This window comes from Rhizobacter sp. (assembly GCA_019635355.1).
Lineage (GTDB): Bacteria > Pseudomonadota > Gammaproteobacteria > Burkholderiales > Burkholderiaceae_C > Rhizobacter.
Genome location: JAHBZQ010000001.1, coordinates 3423666 through 3443245, shown reverse-complemented (window position 1 = coordinate 3443245; position 19580 = coordinate 3423666). Strand labels below are relative to the sequence as shown.

General features: G+C 68.1%; 17 protein-coding genes. 8 read left to right on the top strand and 9 right to left on the bottom strand.

Features of this window, described 5'->3' with window-relative positions; genetic code table 11:
* Positions 1 to 58: 58 nt before the first annotated feature.
* From KF892_15710 to KF892_15685, 6 genes are all read left to right on the top strand, one after another.
* Entirely contained in the window at positions 59 to 919 is an 861-nt protein-coding gene (locus KF892_15710; GenBank protein MBX3626465.1) for a DUF2817 domain-containing protein, read from the top strand.
* A gap of 39 nt (positions 920 to 958) precedes the next feature.
* A complete protein-coding gene (locus KF892_15705) occupies positions 959 to 2548 on the top strand; it encodes an MFS transporter (protein ID MBX3626464.1) in 1590 nt (529 codons plus the stop codon).
* 68 nt (positions 2549 to 2616) lie between these two features.
* Positions 2617 to 3561, top strand: a complete 945-nt coding sequence (locus KF892_15700) for a M48 family metallopeptidase (protein ID MBX3626463.1) — start codon at positions 2617 to 2619, stop codon at positions 3559 to 3561.
* Positions 3562 to 3686: 125 nt separating this feature from the next.
* Positions 3687 to 5474, top strand: a complete 1788-nt coding sequence (locus KF892_15695; GenBank protein ID MBX3626462.1) for a hypothetical protein — start codon at positions 3687 to 3689, stop codon at positions 5472 to 5474.
* Between the two features lie 87 nt (positions 5475 to 5561).
* Entirely contained in the window at positions 5562 to 6722 is a 1161-nt protein-coding gene (locus KF892_15690) for a phosphatase PAP2 family protein (protein MBX3626461.1), read from the top strand.
* 26 nt (positions 6723 to 6748) lie between these two features.
* Positions 6749 to 8653, top strand: coding sequence for a hypothetical protein (locus tag KF892_15685; GenBank protein ID MBX3626460.1), 1905 nt, complete (start codon positions 6749 to 6751; stop codon positions 8651 to 8653).
* A 4-nt stretch (positions 8654 to 8657) separates the two neighbouring features.
* Here KF892_15685 and KF892_15680 read toward each other — a convergent pair whose 3' ends face one another.
* The 8 genes from KF892_15680 to xth form a co-directional block, all read right to left on the bottom strand.
* Positions 8658 to 9311 carry a Crp/Fnr family transcriptional regulator gene (locus KF892_15680; GenBank protein MBX3626459.1) on the bottom strand — a complete coding sequence of 218 codons (654 nt, stop codon included), beginning with the start codon at positions 9309 to 9311 and terminating at the stop codon, positions 8658 to 8660.
* 75 nt (positions 9312 to 9386) lie between these two features.
* Positions 9387 to 10058 carry a hypothetical protein gene (locus KF892_15675; GenBank protein MBX3626458.1) on the bottom strand — a complete coding sequence of 224 codons (672 nt, stop codon included), beginning with the start codon at positions 10056 to 10058 and terminating at the stop codon, positions 9387 to 9389.
* Between the two features lie 110 nt (positions 10059 to 10168).
* Positions 10169 to 10822 (bottom strand): MBL fold metallo-hydrolase, encoded by a 654-nt coding sequence (locus KF892_15670; GenBank protein MBX3626457.1) that lies wholly within the window; start codon positions 10820 to 10822, stop codon positions 10169 to 10171.
* A gap of 63 nt (positions 10823 to 10885) precedes the next feature.
* Positions 10886 to 12922 carry an elongation factor G gene (fusA, locus tag KF892_15665; protein ID MBX3626456.1) on the bottom strand — a complete coding sequence of 679 codons (2037 nt, stop codon included), beginning with the start codon at positions 12920 to 12922 and terminating at the stop codon, positions 10886 to 10888.
* A gap of 390 nt (positions 12923 to 13312) precedes the next feature.
* Positions 13313 to 13978, bottom strand: coding sequence for a dienelactone hydrolase family protein (locus KF892_15660; GenBank protein ID MBX3626455.1), 666 nt, complete (start codon positions 13976 to 13978; stop codon positions 13313 to 13315).
* Between the two features lie 46 nt (positions 13979 to 14024).
* On the bottom strand, positions 14025 to 15032 hold the full coding sequence (locus KF892_15655) for an AraC family transcriptional regulator (protein MBX3626454.1): 1008 nt from the start codon (positions 15030 to 15032) through the stop codon (positions 14025 to 14027).
* 79 nt (positions 15033 to 15111) lie between these two features.
* Complete coding sequence (locus KF892_15650) at positions 15112 to 15759, bottom strand: hypothetical protein (protein ID MBX3626453.1); 648 nt, start codon at positions 15757 to 15759, stop codon at positions 15112 to 15114.
* A gap of 122 nt (positions 15760 to 15881) precedes the next feature.
* Positions 15882 to 16667 carry an exodeoxyribonuclease III gene (xth, locus tag KF892_15645; GenBank protein ID MBX3626452.1) on the bottom strand — a complete coding sequence of 262 codons (786 nt, stop codon included), beginning with the start codon at positions 16665 to 16667 and terminating at the stop codon, positions 15882 to 15884.
* Between the two features lie 15 nt (positions 16668 to 16682).
* On the opposite strand from xth, the gene pyrE reads away from it, so the two are divergent.
* Both pyrE and KF892_15635 read left to right on the top strand, forming a co-directional pair.
* Entirely contained in the window at positions 16683 to 17360 is a 678-nt protein-coding gene (gene pyrE / locus KF892_15640) for an orotate phosphoribosyltransferase (GenBank protein ID MBX3626451.1), read from the top strand.
* A complete protein-coding gene (locus tag KF892_15635) occupies positions 17350 to 18048 on the top strand; it encodes a DUF4124 domain-containing protein (protein ID MBX3626450.1) in 699 nt (232 codons plus the stop codon). The genes pyrE and KF892_15635 overlap by 11 nt, the downstream gene beginning before the upstream one ends.
* A 19-nt stretch (positions 18049 to 18067) precedes the next feature.
* Here KF892_15635 and gatB read toward each other — a convergent pair whose 3' ends face one another.
* Complete coding sequence (gene gatB, locus KF892_15630) at positions 18068 to 19579, bottom strand: Asp-tRNA(Asn)/Glu-tRNA(Gln) amidotransferase subunit GatB (protein ID MBX3626449.1); 1512 nt, start codon at positions 19577 to 19579, stop codon at positions 18068 to 18070.
* Position 19580: the final 1 nt, after the last annotated feature.

Sequence of the window (19580 nt, the reverse complement as noted above, 5' to 3'; positions counted from 1 at the left end):
TTCCGACAAGGCCAACTCCCATACAGGGGGGCAAGCGAGCCCCTACACTGCCGCCGCCATGAAAACTTCACGCCCGGCGCGGTTTTGGCTTGCTGCCCCGCTTCTGGCCGCCAGCAGCCTGGCGGCGGCCGTGCCGCAGTGCGCCGACTGGTCGCGCCGCCTGCCCGGCGTGAGCCGCGGCCTGTGTGAAGAGGCGCGGCTCGTGCCCTCGGGCGCTCAGTCGGTGCGCGGCGTACCGCTGTACCGGCGCGACGTGCATGCGCGCGGCGACGATGCCGCGCCCTGGGTCGGCCCGGCGCCCACGGTGCCGCGGCGGGTGCTGGTGGTGGGTGGCATCCACGGCGACGAGCTGTCGTCGTCGTCGCTTGTCTTCCACTGGATCGCCCAGGCCGGCCTGGCGCCGCACGGGCTCGACTGGCGCTTCGTGCCGGCCCTCAACCCCGACGGGCTGATGCTGCCCAAGCCGACCCGCGTCAACGCCAACCGGGTCGACCTCAACCGCAACTTCCCCACCCCGCGCTGGGCCCAGGAGGCGCCGGTGTACTGGGAAAAGCGCACCCGCCGCGACCCACGCCGCTACCCGGGCCGTGCGGCGCTGTCGGAGCCGGAGAGCCGCTTTCTCGTCGAGACCATCAGCGCGTGGAAGCCCGACCTCATCGTGAGCGTGCACGCGCCCTACGGCGTGCTCGACTACGACGGCCCGCGCGAACCACCGCAGCGCCTGGGCCGGCTCGAGCTCGAGCGGGTGGGCATCTTCCCCGGCTCGCTGGGCCACTACGGCGGCGTGCACAAGGGTGTGCCGGTGGTGACCATCGAGTTGCCGAATGCGCTGCGTGCGCCCACCGACACCGAGATGCGGCAGATGTGGCGCGACCTGCTGCGCTGGGTCGACCAGCGCTTCCAGCCCGGCGAGCGCTGAGGCGCGCCGCGACACACGCATTCCTAGAATCGCCGCCACATGCCTGTTTCCGCGCCTCCCCAGCCCCTGCACGCGCGCCTCGATGCCTGGCGACGCCTGATCGTCGTGGCCGTGCTGGGCTTCGCCTCCGGGCTGCCGCTCGCGCTCACCGGCCAGGCCATGCAGGCCTGGCTGAGCCTGTCCAAGGTCGACATCGCCACCATCGGCTTCCTGAGCGTGGTCGGCCTGCCCTACACCTTCAAGTTCCTCTGGGCGCCGCTGATGGACCGCTTCGAGCTGCCCTGGCTCGGGCGGCGCCGCGGCTGGCTGGTGGTGACGCAGCTGGCGCTCGCGCTCGCGCTGTGGTGGATGTCGAGCACCTCGCCGACGGCGTCGATCCGCCTCTTTGCGCTGCTCGCGGTGCTGGTGGCCTTCATCTCGGCCTCGCAGGACATCGTCATCGACGCCTACCGCACCGACCTCCTGCCCGCGCGCGAGCGCGGCCTGGGCGCATCGACCAGCGTGCTGGGCTACCGGCTGGCGATGATCTTCTCGGGCGGCATCGCCTTCATCTGGGCCGACCCCACGCAGGGCGGCCACTGGACCTGGCCCGAGGTCTACCGCGTGATGGCCTGGTTGATGGTGGGGGCGGCGGTGGTGTCGCTGCTCTTTCTGCCGAAGGTCGACGCCACGCTCAAGCCCACCAGCGCGGCGCGGCGCGACCTGCTCGGCTTCCTGGGTGTGCTGCTGGCCGTGGCCGCCGGCGTGGTGCTCACCGACCGCCTCGGGCCCACCGTCGCCAAGGCGTTGCTGGCGCCTCTGTGGGCCACGAGCACCCTGTCGCCGGCGCTGCAGGCCAAGTGGACGCAGCTGCTCGTGCTGGTGCTGGGCGTCGGGCTCACCCTGCCGCTGGCCGCCTGGGTGGCGCGCGCGCTGCGCTTCGAGACCCTGCTCGGCGGCTTGCGCAGCTACTTCAGCCAGCCCGGCGCCGGGGCCTTCCTCGGCTTCATCGTGCTCTACAAGCTCGGCGATGCGTTTGCCGGCTCGCTGATGACGCCCTTCCTCTTGCAGTCGATGGCCTTCACGCAGGCGGAGTTCGGCGTGGCCAACAAGCTGATCGGCCTGTGGCTCACCATCGGCGGGGCGCTGCTGGGCGGCGTGCTCATGCTCAAGCTCGGCCTCTGGCGCGCCTTGATGCTCTTCGGGGTGCTGCAGATGGTGAGCAACCTCGGCTTCTGGTGGCTCGCCGTCAGCGGCAAGGGCGTGCTGCCGGGCTTCGTGGTGCCGGCCTTCGACTGGTATCTCGTGTGGTTGGACAAGGCGACCCCCGTCGACGGCGGCCTGATCCTGGTGATCGCGGCGGAGAACATCGCGAGCGGCATGGGCACGGCCGCCTTCGTCGCCTTCCTGATGGGCCTGTGCAACCAGCGCTTCACCGCCACCCAGTACGCCTTGCTGTCGGCTTTCGCGTCGGTCGGTCGGGTCTGGGTCGGCCCGCTGGCCGGGGTGATGGCCGAGACCATCGGCTGGCCCACGTTCTTCATCCTCTCCACCGTGCTGGCCGCCCCGGCGCTGGTGATGCTGTGGTGGCTGCGCCGCCCGGTGCAAGCGCTCGAAGTCGACCCGCGCGCCGCCCTGGCCGACGATTGAACGAACGACGGCCGGGCTTGAAGCCGCGCCCCCGGGAACAACATTTGCCCTTCGTGATCCGAGACGCCATGACCACCCACTTCCGACACGACGCCGACCTGCCTGAACCTCCCCTGTCGCCCGAAGGGCACCCGCAGGGCTGCGGCTGCTTCCGTCACCGCCGTCGCCTCTTCACCGGCGCGCTGGCCGCAGGCGCCGGCCTCGCCGCCGTGCCGGCCTGGGCCCGCGAGGGTGTCGAGGTCGGCAAGGAATCGCAGTTCTCCAAATTCGTGTCGGCCGACCAGGTCGAAGGCGCGGCGCAGTCGCAATACGCGGCCATGAAGCAGCAGGCGGCCGAGAAGAAGGCGCTCGCGCCCGACAACCACCCGCAGGTCATCCGCCTGCGCGCCATTGCCTCGCGCATCATCCCGTTCACCGACGAGTGGAACCCGCGCGCCAAGTCGTGGAAGTGGGAGATCAACCTGCTCGGCTCGCAGCAGATCAACGCCTTCTGCATGCCCGGCGGCAAAATCGCCTTCTACTACGGCATCCTGCAGCAGCTGCAGCTCAACGACGACGAGGTCGCGATGATCATGGGCCACGAAATGGCCCACGCCCTGCGCGAGCATGCGCGCGAGCGCATGGGCAAGACGCTCGCCACGCGGGGCGCCATTGAGCTCGGTGCTGCCATCTTCGGCCTCGGCAACGCCGGCCGCATGGCCGCCGACCTGGGCGGCCAGCTGCTCACCCTCAAGTTCGGCCGTGAAGACGAGTCGGAAGCCGACCTCGTGGGAATGGAGCTCGCCGCGCGCGCCGGCTACAACCCGCGCGCCGGCGTGAGCCTGTGGAACAAGATGGGCCAGGCGAGCAAGGGCGCGCCGCCCCAGTTCCTCTCGACCCACCCCTCGGGGCCGACCCGCATCCGCGACATCGAGATGGCCCTGCCCAAGGTGGAAGGCCTCTACGCCAGGGCGCCCAAGCCCGATCAGCGCTTCGAGCCGCCGAAGGCGGCGTCGGCGCCGGCCAAGGGCTGAGCCCTTCGCCCGCCTCCCCGGCGGGCCCCACCCCCGGGATTCAGCGGTTCCGGCTGGCTAACTTCTTGCTGTAGCGTGCCACGTCCTCAATGCGGAGGATGCCCCGCGCGAGCCGCAAATCCACCATGTCGGCGAATCAATCCGAAACGCCCTGGCCTGCCTTGCAGCGGGTCTCTCGCACGGTTGTCGTGGTCGACGTGGTGGAGTCCGTCCGGCTGATGGAGCAGGACGAAGAAGACACGGTGCACCGCTGGCAGGCGTTCGTGGGCGAGGTGGTGATCCGGCTGCTGCCCGAACATGGGGGGCGCCTGGTCAAGAGCCTGGGTGACGGATTGATGCTCGAGTTCGGAAACGTTCCGCCCGCCGTCCAATGCGCCCTGGCCATGCAGCAAGCGATCCAGCCCTATAACGCCAGCCGGCCTCCCCAGGAGTGGATGTGCCTGCGCATTGGGGTGCATGCGGCCGATGTGATCGTCGACGCGCACGATATCTATGGCAGCGGCGTGAACCTCGCCGCGCGGCTGACGTCGCTGGCGGGGCCGGGGGAAATCGTCGTGTCGGCGCCGGTCCGGGACCAGTTGGTGCCAGGGCTCGATGCCGACGTCGAGGACCTGGGCGATTGCCATGTGAAGCATGTGCAAAAGCCCGTGCGAGCCTTTCGCCTGGGTGTGGCGGGTCCGCGGCCCGTGGTCGGCCAGGCGCAGGGCGGTTCGCGCATCGGTTTGCCCGCCATCGCGGTCATTCCCTTCGATTGCCTGGGCGGTGATGCGGGCATGGATGTTCTGGGTGACGTGATTGCCGATGGCGTGATTGCGCAGATCTCCGGCGAGGCCTTGATCCATGTGATCTCCCGGCTGTCGACCGCCGCACTCAAGGGCCGGAAATCCACACCTGCGCAGGTCGCGAACGTGCTGGGCGCCAACTACGTGCTGAGTGGCTCATACCACGCGTCCGCAAGCTCGCTCAGCATCGCGGCGGAGCTGGCCGACACCGCGTCGGCCAGCGTGGTCTGGGCCGACCGCATCGTGGTCGGGCCGCTCGATCCGCTGCAACCCCAGAGCGAGGCGATCCAGCGCATCCGCGACGGCGTGGCCCGCTCGGTACTCGAAGCCGAGGCACGGCTGGTCAGGTCGCATGCCTTGCCCACCCTGGCCAGCCACTCGCTGCTCCTGGGCTCCATCTCGCTGATGCACCGGGCGTCACGCGCAGATTTCGAGCGGGTGCGCGAGATGCTCGAGCATCTGGTGAGCCGCAACCCCCATGCGCCCACGCCTCGGGCCTGGTTGGCCAAGTGGTATGTGCTGAGGGTGACGCGTGGCTGGGCCGATGACGAGCACGCGCAAGCCCGCGAGGCGATCGAGCAGACGCAGCGTGCACTCAACGACGACCCCGATTGCGCCCTGGCGCTGGCCATCGAAGGCTTCGTGCGCTGCCACATGCAGAAGGATCTCGATCACGCGCTGCAACGCTACGACGAGGCGCTGGCTGCCAACCCCAACGAGTCGCTGGCCTGGTTGTTTGCCAGCGTGTCTTATGCCTTCAAGGGCGAGGGAGAGAAAGCGGTGGCCAGCGCCCGGCAGGCCTTGGCGCTGTCGCCGCTTGACCCGCTGCGCTATTACCACGACTCGCTGGCCGCCACGGCGGCGATGTCCGCCCATGACTACGAGCGGGCCATCGAGCTGGCCTTGCGTTCGTTGCGGGCCAATCGATCACACAGCTCCACGCTGAGGGTGCTGGCCATCTCGCATTCGCAGCTCGGGCAGATGGACGAAGCGCGCAACTGGATGCGTGTGCTGCGCGAATCCGAGCGCGGGCTCACGGTTCGGTCCTACCTGGCCCGCACCCCGGCTGCGGCCTACGAGACAGGCCACACCTGGGCCGACGCGTTGCGCCGGGCCGGGCTGCCGGACTGAGCGCGGCTTTTCACGACACATCGATTTCGAGGAGGAGGCCCCATGTATTCCAAGCAGCATTTCTCACGTCATCTCTTGCAATCGGCCATGGGTGCGGCGGGCGGTGCGGCTGTGATCGGCGGTGCCGGTGGAGCCGGCGGAGCCGGAGGTGCGGGCGGTGCGGGCGGTGCCGGGGGCGCGGGTGGTGCCGGCGGTGCCGGAGGGGGTGGGGTCGGCAGCCTGGCCGATGGCTATGCCTCGCCGCTGATGGTGTCGGCGCTGATCTCCAGCCGCGACGCCACGTTTGATCCGGCCCATCGGGCGGCCCGTACCTTCCCGCTGCCGAAGGTTGGGCGTGACACCGAGCTTGAGCGCTGGGAGCCCTGGGTGCGGGCCTATGTGGGCATTCAAGAACTCGTGTCGCCTTTGCACTTTGAGTACACGGCTCAGCGCAAGGGCTTGCAGCTGTCTTACCTCGCGCAGCAACAAGGCGGCAGCTTTGCGGCCAGGCCGGTGGTGACCATCCAGCGCGCGTCTCCAACGGTGTTTGCACGGCAGATCAAGCCGGTTCTGGACTGGGCTGAACTCCGGGACGACCGCGCGGCGGAGATCCTGGCCCAGATCGATCCGCAGTACGCCTTCTGGGGCTCGGTGCTGCCGCTTCAGCCGCAGCGCGTGAAGCGCACCCTGGAGTTGATCAACATCGTCTTGCAGCTCGCGGTGTACGTGGAGATGCGCTTCAAGCACGAGCTGGGCTGCTGGCGCCCGTATCAGCTTTCTCCGCAGGTCCAGCCCCTGATCACCACGCCCGGGCATGGGAGCTTTCCCAGCGGCCATGCGACGCAGGCCTACATCGTCGCCACCGTGCTCAAGGCGCTGTTGAAGCTCGATCCCAACCAAGACACGGCCATCACCGCCCAGCTCGATCGGCAGGCCGCGCGCATCGCGACCAACCGCGTGGTGGCCGGCGTGCACTTCCCCATCGACAGCATGGCCGGGCGCCTGCTGGGCGTCACGCTTGCGGAGTACGCCCTCGCGCGCTTCACGTCCGCCGGCACCTGGACCGAGCGCAGTTTCGACGGTGCGGCATTGACGGGCCGGGAGGACTTCGACCCTGAGCGACAGCCCCTGGACCGCAACGTGAAGGCGTGCCCTTATCACCTCATCGGCAGTCCCGGCCCGATGCCGGCGGGCAGCCCCGTCCTGAAGTACCTGTGGGGCAAGGCACAAGCCGAATGGAAAGACATGCCACCTTCGCGTGTCGTCTGAACGCATCCGGTCACCGAGGCGCCACCATGCCAATCTGGAAATCCATCAAAGCCGGCTCCATGCTGGCCGCCCAGGGTGCGCACGCACCTGGCTTGCTCGACCCTTACGTGGTGTGGGCCCATGCCACTGCGTTCAGAGACTACACATCCGCCTTCCCGTTGCGGCTGTTGATCGAGCTGGATTCGACGGAAGATGCCGCAGGCTTTCAAACGAGTTGTGGCACGAACGCGCATATCCCGCAGGCCTACCAGACGGCCAAGTCCCGCTTTTGCACGGCCACCGTCGGTCCCGGCTTCTTGAAACAGCTCTCGTCCGGCCAGCTCAACTCAGCTGTTCTTCGTGTCGATCTGGTCGAGCCCATCATCCCCGACCGTGCAATCCAGAAGGCTCCCACGGCTTCGGCCGTGGCTCCCAAGCAGCGTGTGGGCAGTGATGGCCCGCTGTTGCTCGGCGTGATCGATTACGGCTGCCCGTTTGCGCACCGCAGTTTTCGCAAGCCGTTGCCCAACGGATCCTGGGGCACACGTGTCGTCGGTCTGTGGGATCAGGACCTCGGATCCACCCTGTGCGATGACCAGCAACAGGCGGCCCCCGTGCCGGCGGAACTGGGCTATGGACGCGAGCTGTCGCGCGCACAGCTGGACGAGGTGATGAAGAAGCACTCGGTCGGGCGAGTGATCGACGAGGACGCCTGCTACGACGACTGCGGCAACACGAACATGCGCCGCCGGATGTCTCATGGCGCGCACGTGATGGACATCATGGCGGGCCCGGTGCCGGTGGAGTCGCGCCTGTTTCGACAGGAAGGCGGGGCCCTCGACAACCTGCCCGATGGCAGCGCGGCTTCGACGGCCGACATCGCGTTCGTGCAGCTGCCGGAGCGCTGCCTGCAAGACACCTCGGGGGGCTGGCTGGGCGGGCAACTGCTGGATGGGCTGCGCTACATCCTGGCCTGCGCGGGCCCGGCCACCCGGCGCGTCGTCGTCAACATCAGCTACGGCTCCTACGTGGGGCCGCACGATGGCTCGTCGGTCTTCGAGCAGGCGCTGGATGCGCTGGTCGCCGAGACCCAAGAGCAGAAGAACATCACCCTGACCATCGTGATCCCCGGTGGCAACAGCCGGTTGGCCCGTTGCCACGCGGCGGAACGCGTGCCCGCGGCCAAGACACGCGAGCTGTGCTGGCGCGTGCTTCCCGACACGCAGACGCCCGGCTTCCTGCAGCTGTGGTTCGACCGCGCGAACGACGTGGTGGTGAACGTGACGGCGCCCGACGGCAAGACCCAGCGCTTTGTGCAGGGAGACGCGGCGACTTGGGCCTCGAGCGCGAAGGAGCCCCTTGCGATGGTCATCTTCTCGACGCGGCGCGGCGTGGAGAAAAAGGGCGGGATGGTGCTGCTGGCGGTAGGGCGCACCGCGTCAGTGGATCCTCGATATCCGGTGGCACCGGCCGGGGTTTGGACGATCGACATCGAAAACATCGCTGTCACCGGCAATCCGGTGAAGGTGCATGCCTATGTGTCGCGCAACGACACCGATGTGGGCATGTTGCGGCGGGGCCGGCAGTCATTCCTGGTCGATCCCGACTACGACCCCAAGCGCTACCTCCGTGCCGCCGTGCAGGACCCTTCTGGCCGCCTCGTGGGTGTACTGCGCAGCGGCACCCTCAATGGAATCGCCACCGGTGAGAAGGTGTTCGTGGTGGGAGGCTGGCGCTACCGAGACGACAAAGACGGGCGCACGGCGTCCGAAGGGCCGACGCGCACCAACAAGCGCAAGCCACTCACGGTGGGCATGGACTGGGTCGGTGTGAGCGAGGAGAGCGCGGCCAGGCCGGGCGTGCTGGCCGCGGCCAACCGCAGCGGCACCGTGGTGCGCCTGCGGGGCACGAGCTTCGCTGCCCCGCAGGTGGCGCGCAAGCTGGCCAGGTAGCGCCTCACCAGCGTGGCGGCAGACGCGGTGCCAGCACGAGGCCCTTGCCGTTGCGCGTGATGTGACCACCGCGCTCGAGGTCCTTCATGAGCCGGCTCACCATCTCGCGCGAGCAGCCCACGCGGCCGGCGATCTCGCCGTGCGTGAGCCGCTGCTGGATCACGCGGGTGCCGTCGTGTTCGCGGCTGATCACCATTCCCTCCAGGAGCCTGGTCACTCGGCCGTAGACGTCGAGCAGCGCCATGTTGCGCGCGCTCTGCGTGGCCAGGCGGGCACGCTGGATCACGCGCGACAGCAGCTCGAAAGCGAACCCCGGGTAGGTGGCGATGTGCTCCTGCAGCGTCTTGCGGGTGATCACGGCGCACACCGTGGTCTCCAGCGTCACCACCGAGGCCGAGCGCGGGCCGCCGTCCAGACTCATTTCACCCAGGTAGTCGCCGGGGCCGTAGACCCCGTAGACGATCTCGCGGTCGCGCTCGTCGGTGGAAAAAGCCTTCACCTCGCCCGACAGCACGATGAACAAGGTGTCGCCGAGATCCCCTTCATGGATCAACACCGTGCCCTTGCGATAGCGCCGCGTCTCCCCGCGGTCGATCAGTGCTTGCAGGCTTGGCGGCCAGGGGGGGCCTTTGGCATCGGCCGGGGTGGGCGGCGGCATGGGCGCATGGCGGAGTGGGCGGCGCGCGCATCTTCGCGCGAAACCGGAGCCATCCGCAATGCGCTGGGCGGTGCGTCAATGCGCCGAGGCCAGCGGACGCATCGTCGGTGTGATCGGCGGCAGGGTGCCTACCTTGGAGACCAGGTCGCGGATGCTGGCCGTCTGCGTCTTGGCCCGGATGCTGCTGATCTGCGTGCGCACGGTCGAGACGGCCACATCGAAACGCTGCGCCACCTCTTTCGGCCGCAAGCCGTCGCACAGCGACTGCAGTACGCGTGCCTCGGCGCTGGTGAGGCCCTGCGTGCGGGCGTAGAAGTCGAGCGTGAGCGCTTCATGGCCCTGGCGGCGGCCCAGCACCAGCAGCACCAGGGCTTCGGCGCGAGGGTCGCCATCGCCCATCGGCACCACGGCCACCGGCAGGGCCTGGTCACCCGTGCCGAGCGTGATCAGCCGGCGGCGGCAGTGCCTGCCTTCGGCCAGCGCCTGGAGCAAGATGCCTTGCTGGTCACGATGGGTGGCGAGGATCTCCTCGCCCGCGAGTCGCAGGCTTTGGCCGCGTGCAAGTTCGTCGCGGGCGGCATGGTTGGCATGGCGCAACCTCCCGTAGGGGGTGATCAGCAGCATGCCGTGCTGGGTCTCATCGAGCATGCGTGCAAGCCAACGTGTCATGGGTGATGGCGCCGTGCTGCGGCGTTCAGGGCCGGTGTAAGCGTTCGGCCAGTGGCTGGTCGTGGCGGTGTCGAACATGACGCTGTCCCTTTGCAATATCGGCGTCGGGCCTCCCGTCGCCGTGATGCAAATTTAGGAAGCGCGCGTCCTCAGAGGAGGTGAATCCTGCCGCCCGGCGTGTGACTTATTCACCTTGGCCCGATCGCGTCACGCACGTAGGGGTTGCTGCGGCGTTCCTGGCCGAAGCTGCTCTCCGGCCCGTGGCCCGGGATGAACACCACCGCGTCGCCCATCGGCCACAGCCGGGTGCGGATCGAGTCGACCAGGGTGTCGAAGTCGCCCTGCGGGAAATCGGTGCGGCCGACGCTGCCGGCGAAGAGCACGTCGCCCACGAAGGCGCGTTGCGAGCCGGGCTCGAAGAAGACCACATGGCCCGGCGTGTGGCCCGGGCAGTGGCGCACCTGCAGCGTGCAGTGGCCCACCTGCACCGTGTCGCCGTCGTGCAGCCAGCGGGTGGGCGTGAAGGTCTCGGCGGGTGGGAAGCCGAACATCGCGCTCTGCTGTGGCAGGCCGTCGATCCAGAACTGGTCGGCCTCGTGCGGGCCGACGATGGGCAGGCCGAGCTCGCGCGCCAGCGTGCCGGTGCCGCCGGCATGGTCGATGTGCGCGTGGGTGAGCAGGATCTGCTTGAGCGTGACGCCGAGCTTATGCGCGGTGGCCACGAGGCGCGGCAGCTCGCCGCCGGGGTCGACGACGGCACCTTCCATCGTCTCGTCGCACCAGACGATGGAGCAGTTTTGTTGAAACGGGGTGACGGGAACGGTTTGGTAGCGAAAGCTCATGGGGTGCCAATGTAGCGAAGCAAAAAAAGCGGGGTGCGGATCGAGACCCGCACCCCGCCTGGCTCAGCGTTTCGCCACCTCGGCGACCACACTCGCCGGGGCCACCGCGTAGTGGTCGAACTGCATCGTGTACTGCGCACGCCCCGACGAGAGCGCACGCAGGTGGCCGATGTAGCCGAACATCTCCGCGAGCGGCACTTGCGCGTCGACCACCGCGGCGTTGCCGCGCTGGCCTTGCCCGCGCACGTGCCCGCGCCGGCGGTGCAGGTCGCCGATCACGTCGCCGAGGGCCTCGACCGGCGTGACGACTTCCACCGCCATCACCGGCTCCAGCAGCACTGGCTCCGCGTTTGCGAAGGCCTCGCGCGCCGCGGCGAACGCGGCCAGCTCGAAGGCGAGCGTCGACGAGTCGCGCTCGTGGAAGGCACCGTCGACGAGCGTGGCCTCGAAGTCCACCACCGGGGCGCCGGCCAGCACGCCGGTCTGCGCCGCACGGCGGATGCCTTGCTCCACCGCGGGGATGAACTCACGCGGCACCGCACCGCCCACGACCTCGCTCGCGAAGCGCACGCCCTCGCCGCGTGCCAGGGGCGCGAAGCGCAGCGTGACCTGGGCGAACTGGCCGGGGCCGCCGGACTGCTTCTTGTGCACGTGGTGCACGTCCACCGCCCGCGTGATCGTCTCGCGGTAGGCCACCTGCGGCCGGCCGACCAGCACCTCGACGCCGAAGCGTGCGCGCAGCTTCTCGACCGAGACCTCGAGCTGCAGTTCGCCCATGCCCGAGAGGATCGTCTGCCCCGATTCGGCGTCTTGCCGCATCTTGAGGCTCGGATCTTCTCGCAGCAGGGCGTGCAAGGCCTTCGACAACCCGGTCAGGTCGTCGCGCGTCTTCGGCTCGATGGCCACGTCGATCACCGGCTCGGGCACGCTGATCTCCTCCAGATGGAGAGGATGCGCCGGGTCGCACAGGGTGTGACCCGTCAGCGTGTCCTTCAGGCCCACGATGGCGGCGATGTCGCCGGCGACGAGCTCCTCGCGTTCGACGTGCGCGTCGGCATGCACCTCGTACAGCCGCGCCACCCGCTCGTGGCGGCCGGTGCTCGCATTGAGCACGCTGTCGCCACGCTTGAGCTTGCCGCGGTAGACGCGCACGAACACCTTCGCGCCGTGGTCGTCGGCCACGAGCTTGAAGGCGAGCGCGGCGAACGGCCCTTGCGGGTCGGACGCAGGTTCGCCTTCCGCCCGGGCGACGTCTTCCGGCGACGGCAGGTAGTCGACGACCGCATCGAGCAGCGGCTCGACGCCGCGGTTCCTGAACGCGGAGCCGGCGAGTGCCGGCACGAACGCGCCCGACAGCGTGGCGCGGCGGATGCACGCGCGAAGCGTGGCTTCGTCCACCGCGTCGCCGTTGAGGTACGCGTTCAGTGCGGCGTCGTCCTGTTCGACCGCCGCCTCCACGAGGCGGGCACGGTGCGCTTGCGCGAGCGCCAGCAGGTCGGCCGGAATCTCGGCCACCCGATAGGGCTCGCGTGCGTCGTCACGCTCCCACACGAAGGCGCGCAGGCCGACGAGGTCGACCACGCCGCGGAAGTCGCCTTCCGCGCCGATCGGCAGCTGCAGCGGCAGCACCTTGGTGCCGAGCCGCTCTTCCATCATGGCCACCACGCGCAGGAAATCGGCGCCCACGCGGTCCAGCTTGTTGATGAAGGCGATGCGCGGCACACGGTACTGGTCGGCCAGGCGCCAGTTGGTCTCGGTCTGCGGCTCCACGCCGGCCACGCCGTCGAACACGACCACGGCGCCGTCGAGCACGCGCAGCGAGCGGTTCACCTCGATGTTGAAGTCGATGTGGCCCGGCGTGTCGATCAGGTTGATCTGCACGCCGTTCCAGTGAACGGTGGTCGCCGCGCTGTTGATCGTGATGCCGCGCTTGCGCTCTTGGGGGTCGAAGTCGAGCTGCGTCGTGCCGGCGTTCACGTCGCCGATGCGATGGCTCTCGCCCGTGTAGAAGAGGATGCGTTCGGACGTCGTGGTCTTGCCCGCGTCGACGTGGGCGATGACACCGATGTTGCGCAGTTGACGAAGCTTGTTGTTGTTCATGGCGAATCTTTCTTTGGAAGAGTCTGAGGCAGGCCAGCCCCAGGCGGATTCGCCATCAGAGGCTAGCGTCGAATGAAAGGGGTGCGGCCGGAGCGCGCACGCAGGATCACCACGCTCCGGCGGGCGTGAATCGTGGCGATCAGCTTGTCGTAGGTGCGCATGGTCATGGCGGGAGTCCAGAAAACACAAAACCCCGGAGGGCGGGTGCCTGCCGGGGTCTGCGGTGTTTGACCAATTCAGAGAGCCGGAAGGCGCAGCACGCCTTCCGATGCGAAATCGAAAGGCGCTAGGCGTCGAACAAATCGTGGTTGATCTTCATGAGGCCGCCATTGTGCTCGCGCGACGCCGCCCGTGCAACGGGCGCAGCATGCATGAGCGCCATATGCGTTTTCAATCGGCCAGCACCTGGAGCAGCCAGCGGTTGAGGTCGTCGACCTCTTCGGCGCACACCGAGTGCGGCATCGGGTACTCGTGCCACTCGATCGAATAGCCGAGCGCGGCCAGCGCATCGCGCGATGCCACGCCGCGGCTGTGCATCACCACCGGGTCCTCGGTGCCGTGGGCGAGGAAGAGCGGCGTGGAGCGGTTGGCCTCGCTGCGCTCGGAGGCGGTGGTGGCCGCCAGTGGCAGGTAGCCCGACAGGCCGGCAATGCCCGCGAGCCGCTCGCCGTGGCGCAGCCCTGTGAGCAGCGCCATCGCGCAGCCTTGCGAGAAGCCGACCAGCGCGATGCGCGAGGCCGGCACACCACGCGTTTTCTCGCGAGCGATCAGCGCTTCGAGTTTCGTCATCGACTCGCGCAGGCCACGCTCGTCTTCACGGCGCGCGAGGTCGGTGCCGAGGATGTCGTACCAGGCGCGCATCACGTAGCCGTTGTTGATGGTCACCGGCTGCATCGGTGCGTGCGGCAGCACGAAGCGCACGGCGCCGAGCGGGCTCAGGTCGAGCTCTTGCGTGATGGGCGCCCAGCCGTGGCCGTCGTCGCCGAGACCGTGCAGCACGATCACGCTGCGTGTGGGGTTGGGGGCGGTTTCGTATTCGAGGGTTTCAAGCGACATGCGGGCTCCAACTGCGTTCTGTCAGTGGAGGTCATCCTACGGGCCCTCAGCGCGGCGGTGCGCCGGCGCTGCGGAAAGCCCCCGGCGTGTCTCCGGTCCAGCCGCGGAAGGCGCGGTGGAAGGAGGCGGTGCTGTCGAAGCCGAGCTGTTCGCTGATGAGGTTGATGGGTGCCTGGCTCTTGGTGAGCAGCTGCAGGGCCCGGTCGCGGCGGAACTCGTCTTTCACCCGCTGGAAGCTCGTGCCTTCGTCGGCCAGGCGGCGGTGCAGCGTGCGGATCGACAGGTGCAGCGTCTCGGCCGCGTTTTCCGCGGTGGCCGGGCGCGGCAGGCGCTCGGCGAGGTAGTCGCGCAGGCGCAGCGCGAGGCTCGGCTCGCGCGGGGTGGCGAAGAACCAGTCGGCCGGCGCGCGGTGCAGGAAGTCGTCGAGCTCGGGCTTGGAGCGTCGGATGGGCAGCGCGAGCAACGCGGCGTCCATCGTGAGCGCCGCCTGCGGCTGGCCGTAGAAGACCGAGCCCGGGTAGAGCAGCGCGTGGTCGGCGGCGAAGCCGGGGCGCGGGAAGGGGAAATCGGTGCGCACGAGCGCGAGGCGCTGGCCGGTCAGCCACGAGGCCACGCCGTGGATCACCTTCAGCATCAGGTCGGAGGCGAAGGGCCGCCGTGCCGGCGCGCCGGCCACCTGCTCGATGGCGATGCGGGCGGTGTCGCCGCGCTGCGTGAGCTCGAGGTAGAAGTCGTCCTGCATCAGCCGCGAGAGGTACGACCAGCGGTGCAGCGCCACCATCAGGTTCTTCGCGTCGAGCAGCGCGAGGCAGGTGAACTTGAGCGTGCCGGGGCGCAGCGGGCGCGAGAAGCAGCGCAGCATCTCGTCGTCGAGCGCGACGACGAGCGAGCGGTAGAGGGTGGCGAACTGGTGTTCGCTCAGGCGGGCGCCGGGGTCGTCGGGGTCCAGCCCCTGCTGGCGCAGCAACTGCGAGGCGTGGGCGGGCGGCACGTCGGCCGCCTCCAGCAACGCGGCGACATACGCCAGCGAAACGGAGAGTGGCGCCTGTTCCATCCAGCAGACCGTAGCACGCAGGGCGCGTGCGCGGGACTGGTGGATGCCTGGGTCGGGCGCACCCTGCCCCGGGTCGGGCTCAGAAGCGGTAGTTGAAGCCGATGGCGATCAGCGGGATCGCCTTCACCTTGCCGGCGCCTTCGCGCACCTCGGCCAGCTCGCGGTCGATGTCGGCCTGCGAGGCCTGGCCCAGGTTGGGGCCGGAGTGCGTCTCGGTGACCTTGGCCTTGCCGATCGAGGCGCCCAGGTCGAAGACGAAGCCCCAGCCGGTGCTGAGCTGGTGGCCGTAGCCGATGCCGACGTAGGGCGTGGTCTTCGGAAACTCGACCTTCACGTTGAATCGGTCGTTGGCTGACATGGTGTAGTCGGTGCCGCCGATGTTGATCGTGCCGCCGTTGCCGCGGCCTTCCATGTCGATCTTCATGTTGTTGAAGGTCACCCCGCCGGTGAAGCGGAACCCGCCCGGCGCGAAGGGAAAGGCGTCGGCAAAGAGGCCGATGCGGTTGTAGGTGAGCTTGGCGTCGTAGTCGATGCCTTCTTCGCGCTCCTGGCGGGTGCGTTTGCCGGCGCTGGCGTAGTCGGCGCGCAGGGTGACGTGCGGCGCCACCGGCTGGGCGTAGCCGAGCATCAGGCCGTGCGTGCCGACGCCGGTGTAGACCTCGCCGGCATGGGCAGCGCCGCTCAGGCACAGGGCCGCCGCGGCGGCGAGGAAATGGGGGTGGCGCATGTCGTTCCTCCTTTGGAAAGGCCTGCCCGCGCAGGCGAATTTCATTCTAGGAACGAGGCCCGGCCGCCAGATCGGCCAAACAGATGACGCCGGCAGGCCTTATTCACCCGACCGGCCCACGCTCAGAGCGTGAAGTCGTAGTCGATGATGAGGGGCGCGTGGTCGGAGAAGCGCTGGTCGAGGAAGATGTGTTCCTTGCGGGCCAGCGCGGCGATGCCGGGCGTGGCGAGGTGGTAGTCGAGCCGCCAGCCCACGTTCTTCGCGTAGGCCTGGCCGCGGTTGCTCCACCAGGTGTATTGCTCGGCCTTCTGGTTCAGGGTGCGGAAGACGTCCACCAGGCCGATTTCGTCGAGGCAGTGGGTCATCCACGCGCGCTCTTCGGGCAGGAAACCGCTGTTCTTCTGGTTGCCCTTCCAGTTCTTGAGGTCGATCTCCTTGTGGGCGATGTTGATGTCACCCACCAGGATGAACTCGCGCTCGGCCTTCAAGCGCGTGAGCCACGGCGTCATCAGCGCGAGGAAGCGGAACTTGGCGAGCTGTCGCTCTTCGCCCGACGAGCCGCTCGGGAAGTAGCAGCTGATGATCGAGAGCTTGCGCGAAGGTGTGTCGAAACGGCATTCGATGTAACGGCCTTCGGCGTCGAATTCGGGGGCACCGATGCCCACGACCACGTCGCTCGGCTCCTTGCGGGTGTACAGGCCCACGCCCGAGTAGCCTTTCTTCTCGGCGAAGTGGAAATAGCCGGTCATGTCGTGCACGGTGTCGAAGCGCTCGGCGATGTCGGCCGCCTGCGCCTTGATCTCCTGCACCCCCATACAATCGGCGCCCAGGGCTTCAGCCCAGGGCAGCAGGCCCTTGGTGGCGGCAGAACGGATGCCGTTCAGGTTCAAAGACACCAGACGAAACACGAAGACTCCCCCGACATGACCCCGAGCACGCAAGCCGACACCTTGGCTCAAGACTTCGTGAAGTTCGCAGTCGAGGCGGGCGTGTTGCGGTTCGGGGAGTTCAAGACCAAGGCCGGGCGGTTGTCACCGTACTTCTTCAACGCCGGCCTGTTCGACGACGGCGCCAAGCTCGCGCGCCTCGCGGAATTCTATGCAGCGAGGCTCGTCGCCTCGGGCATCCAGTTCGACATGATCTTCGGCCCGGCCTACAAGGGCATCACGCTCGCGGCCGCCGTGGCGATGGAACTCGCTCGCGGCGGGCGCAACGTGCCCTACGCCTACAACCGCAAAGAGGCCAAAGATCACGGTGAAGGCGGCACGCTTGTCGGCGCGCCGGTGCGCGGCCGCGTTCTCATCATCGACGACGTGATTTCTGCGGGAACCTCCGTGCGTGAATCCATCTCCATGATCCAGTCGGCCGGGGCCACGCCGTGTGCGGTGGCCATCGCCCTCGATCGCCAGGAGAAGGCCACCGACAACGGCGCCGATGCGCCCTGGTCGGCGGTGCAATTTGTAGAGCGGCAGCTCCAACTGCCGGTTTCCGCCGTGGCGACCCTGGGTGACTTGCTGCAGTATCTGAAGACGAACCAGGACCCGGCCCTGGGCGAGCATTTCGCCCGCGTGGCCGCTTACCGAGAACGCTATGGGGTGTGATGTGTTGCCTGCCGTGACCCGACCGATCCTTGCTGGTGTGCTGGTCGGCCTGTTTGCGGTGAGCGCCCAGGCCGCGCAGATCTACAGCTGCGTCGACGGCAACGGCCGCCGGCTCACCTCCGACCGGCCGATCCGCGAATGCCTGGCGCGCGAGCAACGCCTGCTGAACGCCGACGGGTCGGTGAGGCAGGTGGTGCCGCCCACCATGACCGTCGACGAGCTGGCCGAGGCCGAGGCCAAGAAGCGCCAGGCCGAGCTGGAGCGCGCCGCCAAGCAAGACGCGGTGCGTCGCGACCGCAACCTGCTGGCCCGCTTTCCCGACGAAGCGGCGCACAGCAAGGCCCGCGAGGCCGCGCTCGACGACGTGCGCAAGGGCGTGAAGTTCTCCGAAGACCGGCTGGTCGAGCTGCAGAAGGAGCGCAAGCCCCTGCTCGACGAGATGGAGTTCTACAAAGGCAAGAAGCTGCCGCTCAAGCTGCGCCAGCAGCTCGATGCGAACGATGCCGCGACCACTGCGCAGCGCTCCCTGGTGCAGAACCAGAAGGAAGAGATCAAGCGCATCGATTCGCTGTACGACACCGAACTCGCCCGCCTGCGCAAGCTGTGGGCCGGTGCCCCGGCCGGCAGCCTGCCGGTGGTGGCCTCGCCGCCGGCCCCTGCCAGCGGCACCAAGTCCGCCGTCAAGTAAGGCGGCGGCCCCGGCCGCCTCAGCCGGCGAGCTTCTTCTTCAGGAGTTCGTTCACCACCGACGGGTTGGCCTTGCCTTTGGTCGCCTTCATGGCCTGGCCGACCAGGGCGTTGAAGGCCTTCTCCTTGCCGGCGCGGAACTCTTCCACCGACTTGGCGTTGGCGGCCAGCACTTCGTCGAGGATGCGCTCGATCTCGCCGGTGTCGCTTACCTGCTTGAGGCCGTAACGCTCGATCAGCTGGTCAACCGTGCTCGGAGGCTCTTGTTTTTGATCTCGCCAGCCTTCAGTCCAAAGCTCATCGACCAAATCTTTGCCGGCCTTCAGCGAGATGACGCCTTTGTGGATGCGCATGGCGATACGCCCCAAAGATTCTGGGCTAATCCAAAACTGCCACCGAGGTCCCCCTTCGTTAAGCTTCCGAGCGACATCTCCGATCATCAGATTCGCACAAAGGCGAACAAGATCTGAGTTGCGCCAATCCTCGATGGAAAACTCAGTGTCCGCACTGTTGATGCACGAGCTTTCGAAAAAGTCCGCAAAACTGCGCTCAGAGGTAAGTTGAGCGGCGGCGTAAGGCGTAACTCCGTGCAGCACAAAGCGCGTCGCCATCACGCGTGGCAACTCGGGCATCTCGGCCTTCACGCGCTCCACCCACTCGGGCGCGATCACGAGCGGCGGCAGGTCGGGGTCGGGGAAGTAGCGGTAGTCGTGCGCATCTTCCTTGGTGCGCATCGCCCGCGTCTCGCCGGTGTCGGGGTTGAAGAGCACCGTGGCCTGCTGCACTTCGCCACCGTCTTCGATCAGGTCGATCTGCCACTGGATCTCGAAGTCGATCGCCTGCTGCATGAACTTGAACGAGTTCAGGTTCTTGATCTCGCGGCGGGTGCCGAAGTCGGCGCCGGGCTTGCGCACCGAGACGTTGGCGTCGCAGCGGAAGCTGCCTTCCTGCATGTTGCCGTCGCAGATGTCGAGCCAGACCACGAGCGCGTGCAGGGCCTTCGCGTATTCCACGGCCTCGACGCTCGATCGGATGTCGGGCTCGGTCACGATCTCGAGCAGCGGCGTGCCGGCACGGTTGAGGTCGATGCCGGTCTGGCCGGCATAGTCTTCATGCAGCGACTTGCCGGCGTCTTCTTCCAGGTGGGCCCGGGTGAGGTTGACCTTGTGCTGCGTGTCACCCACGTAGAACTCGACGCCGCCGCCCTGCACCACCGGGATCTCGTACTGGCTGATCTGGTAGCCCTTGGGCAGGTCGGGGTAGAAGTAGTTCTTGCGGGCGAAGATCGACTGCGGCGCCACCTTCGCGCCGACGGCCAGCCCGAAGCGGATCGCGCGCTCGACCGCGCCCTTGTTCATCACCGGCAGCGTGCCCGGCAGCGCCAGGTCCACCGGCGAAGCCTGGGTGTTGGGCGCGGCACCGAACTGGGTCGACGAGCCGCTGAAGGCCTTGCTCTTCGTCGAGAGCTGCACGTGCGTCTCGATGCCGATCACGACCTCGTAGCCGCGGATGAGTTTGCTTGTGGTCGCCATG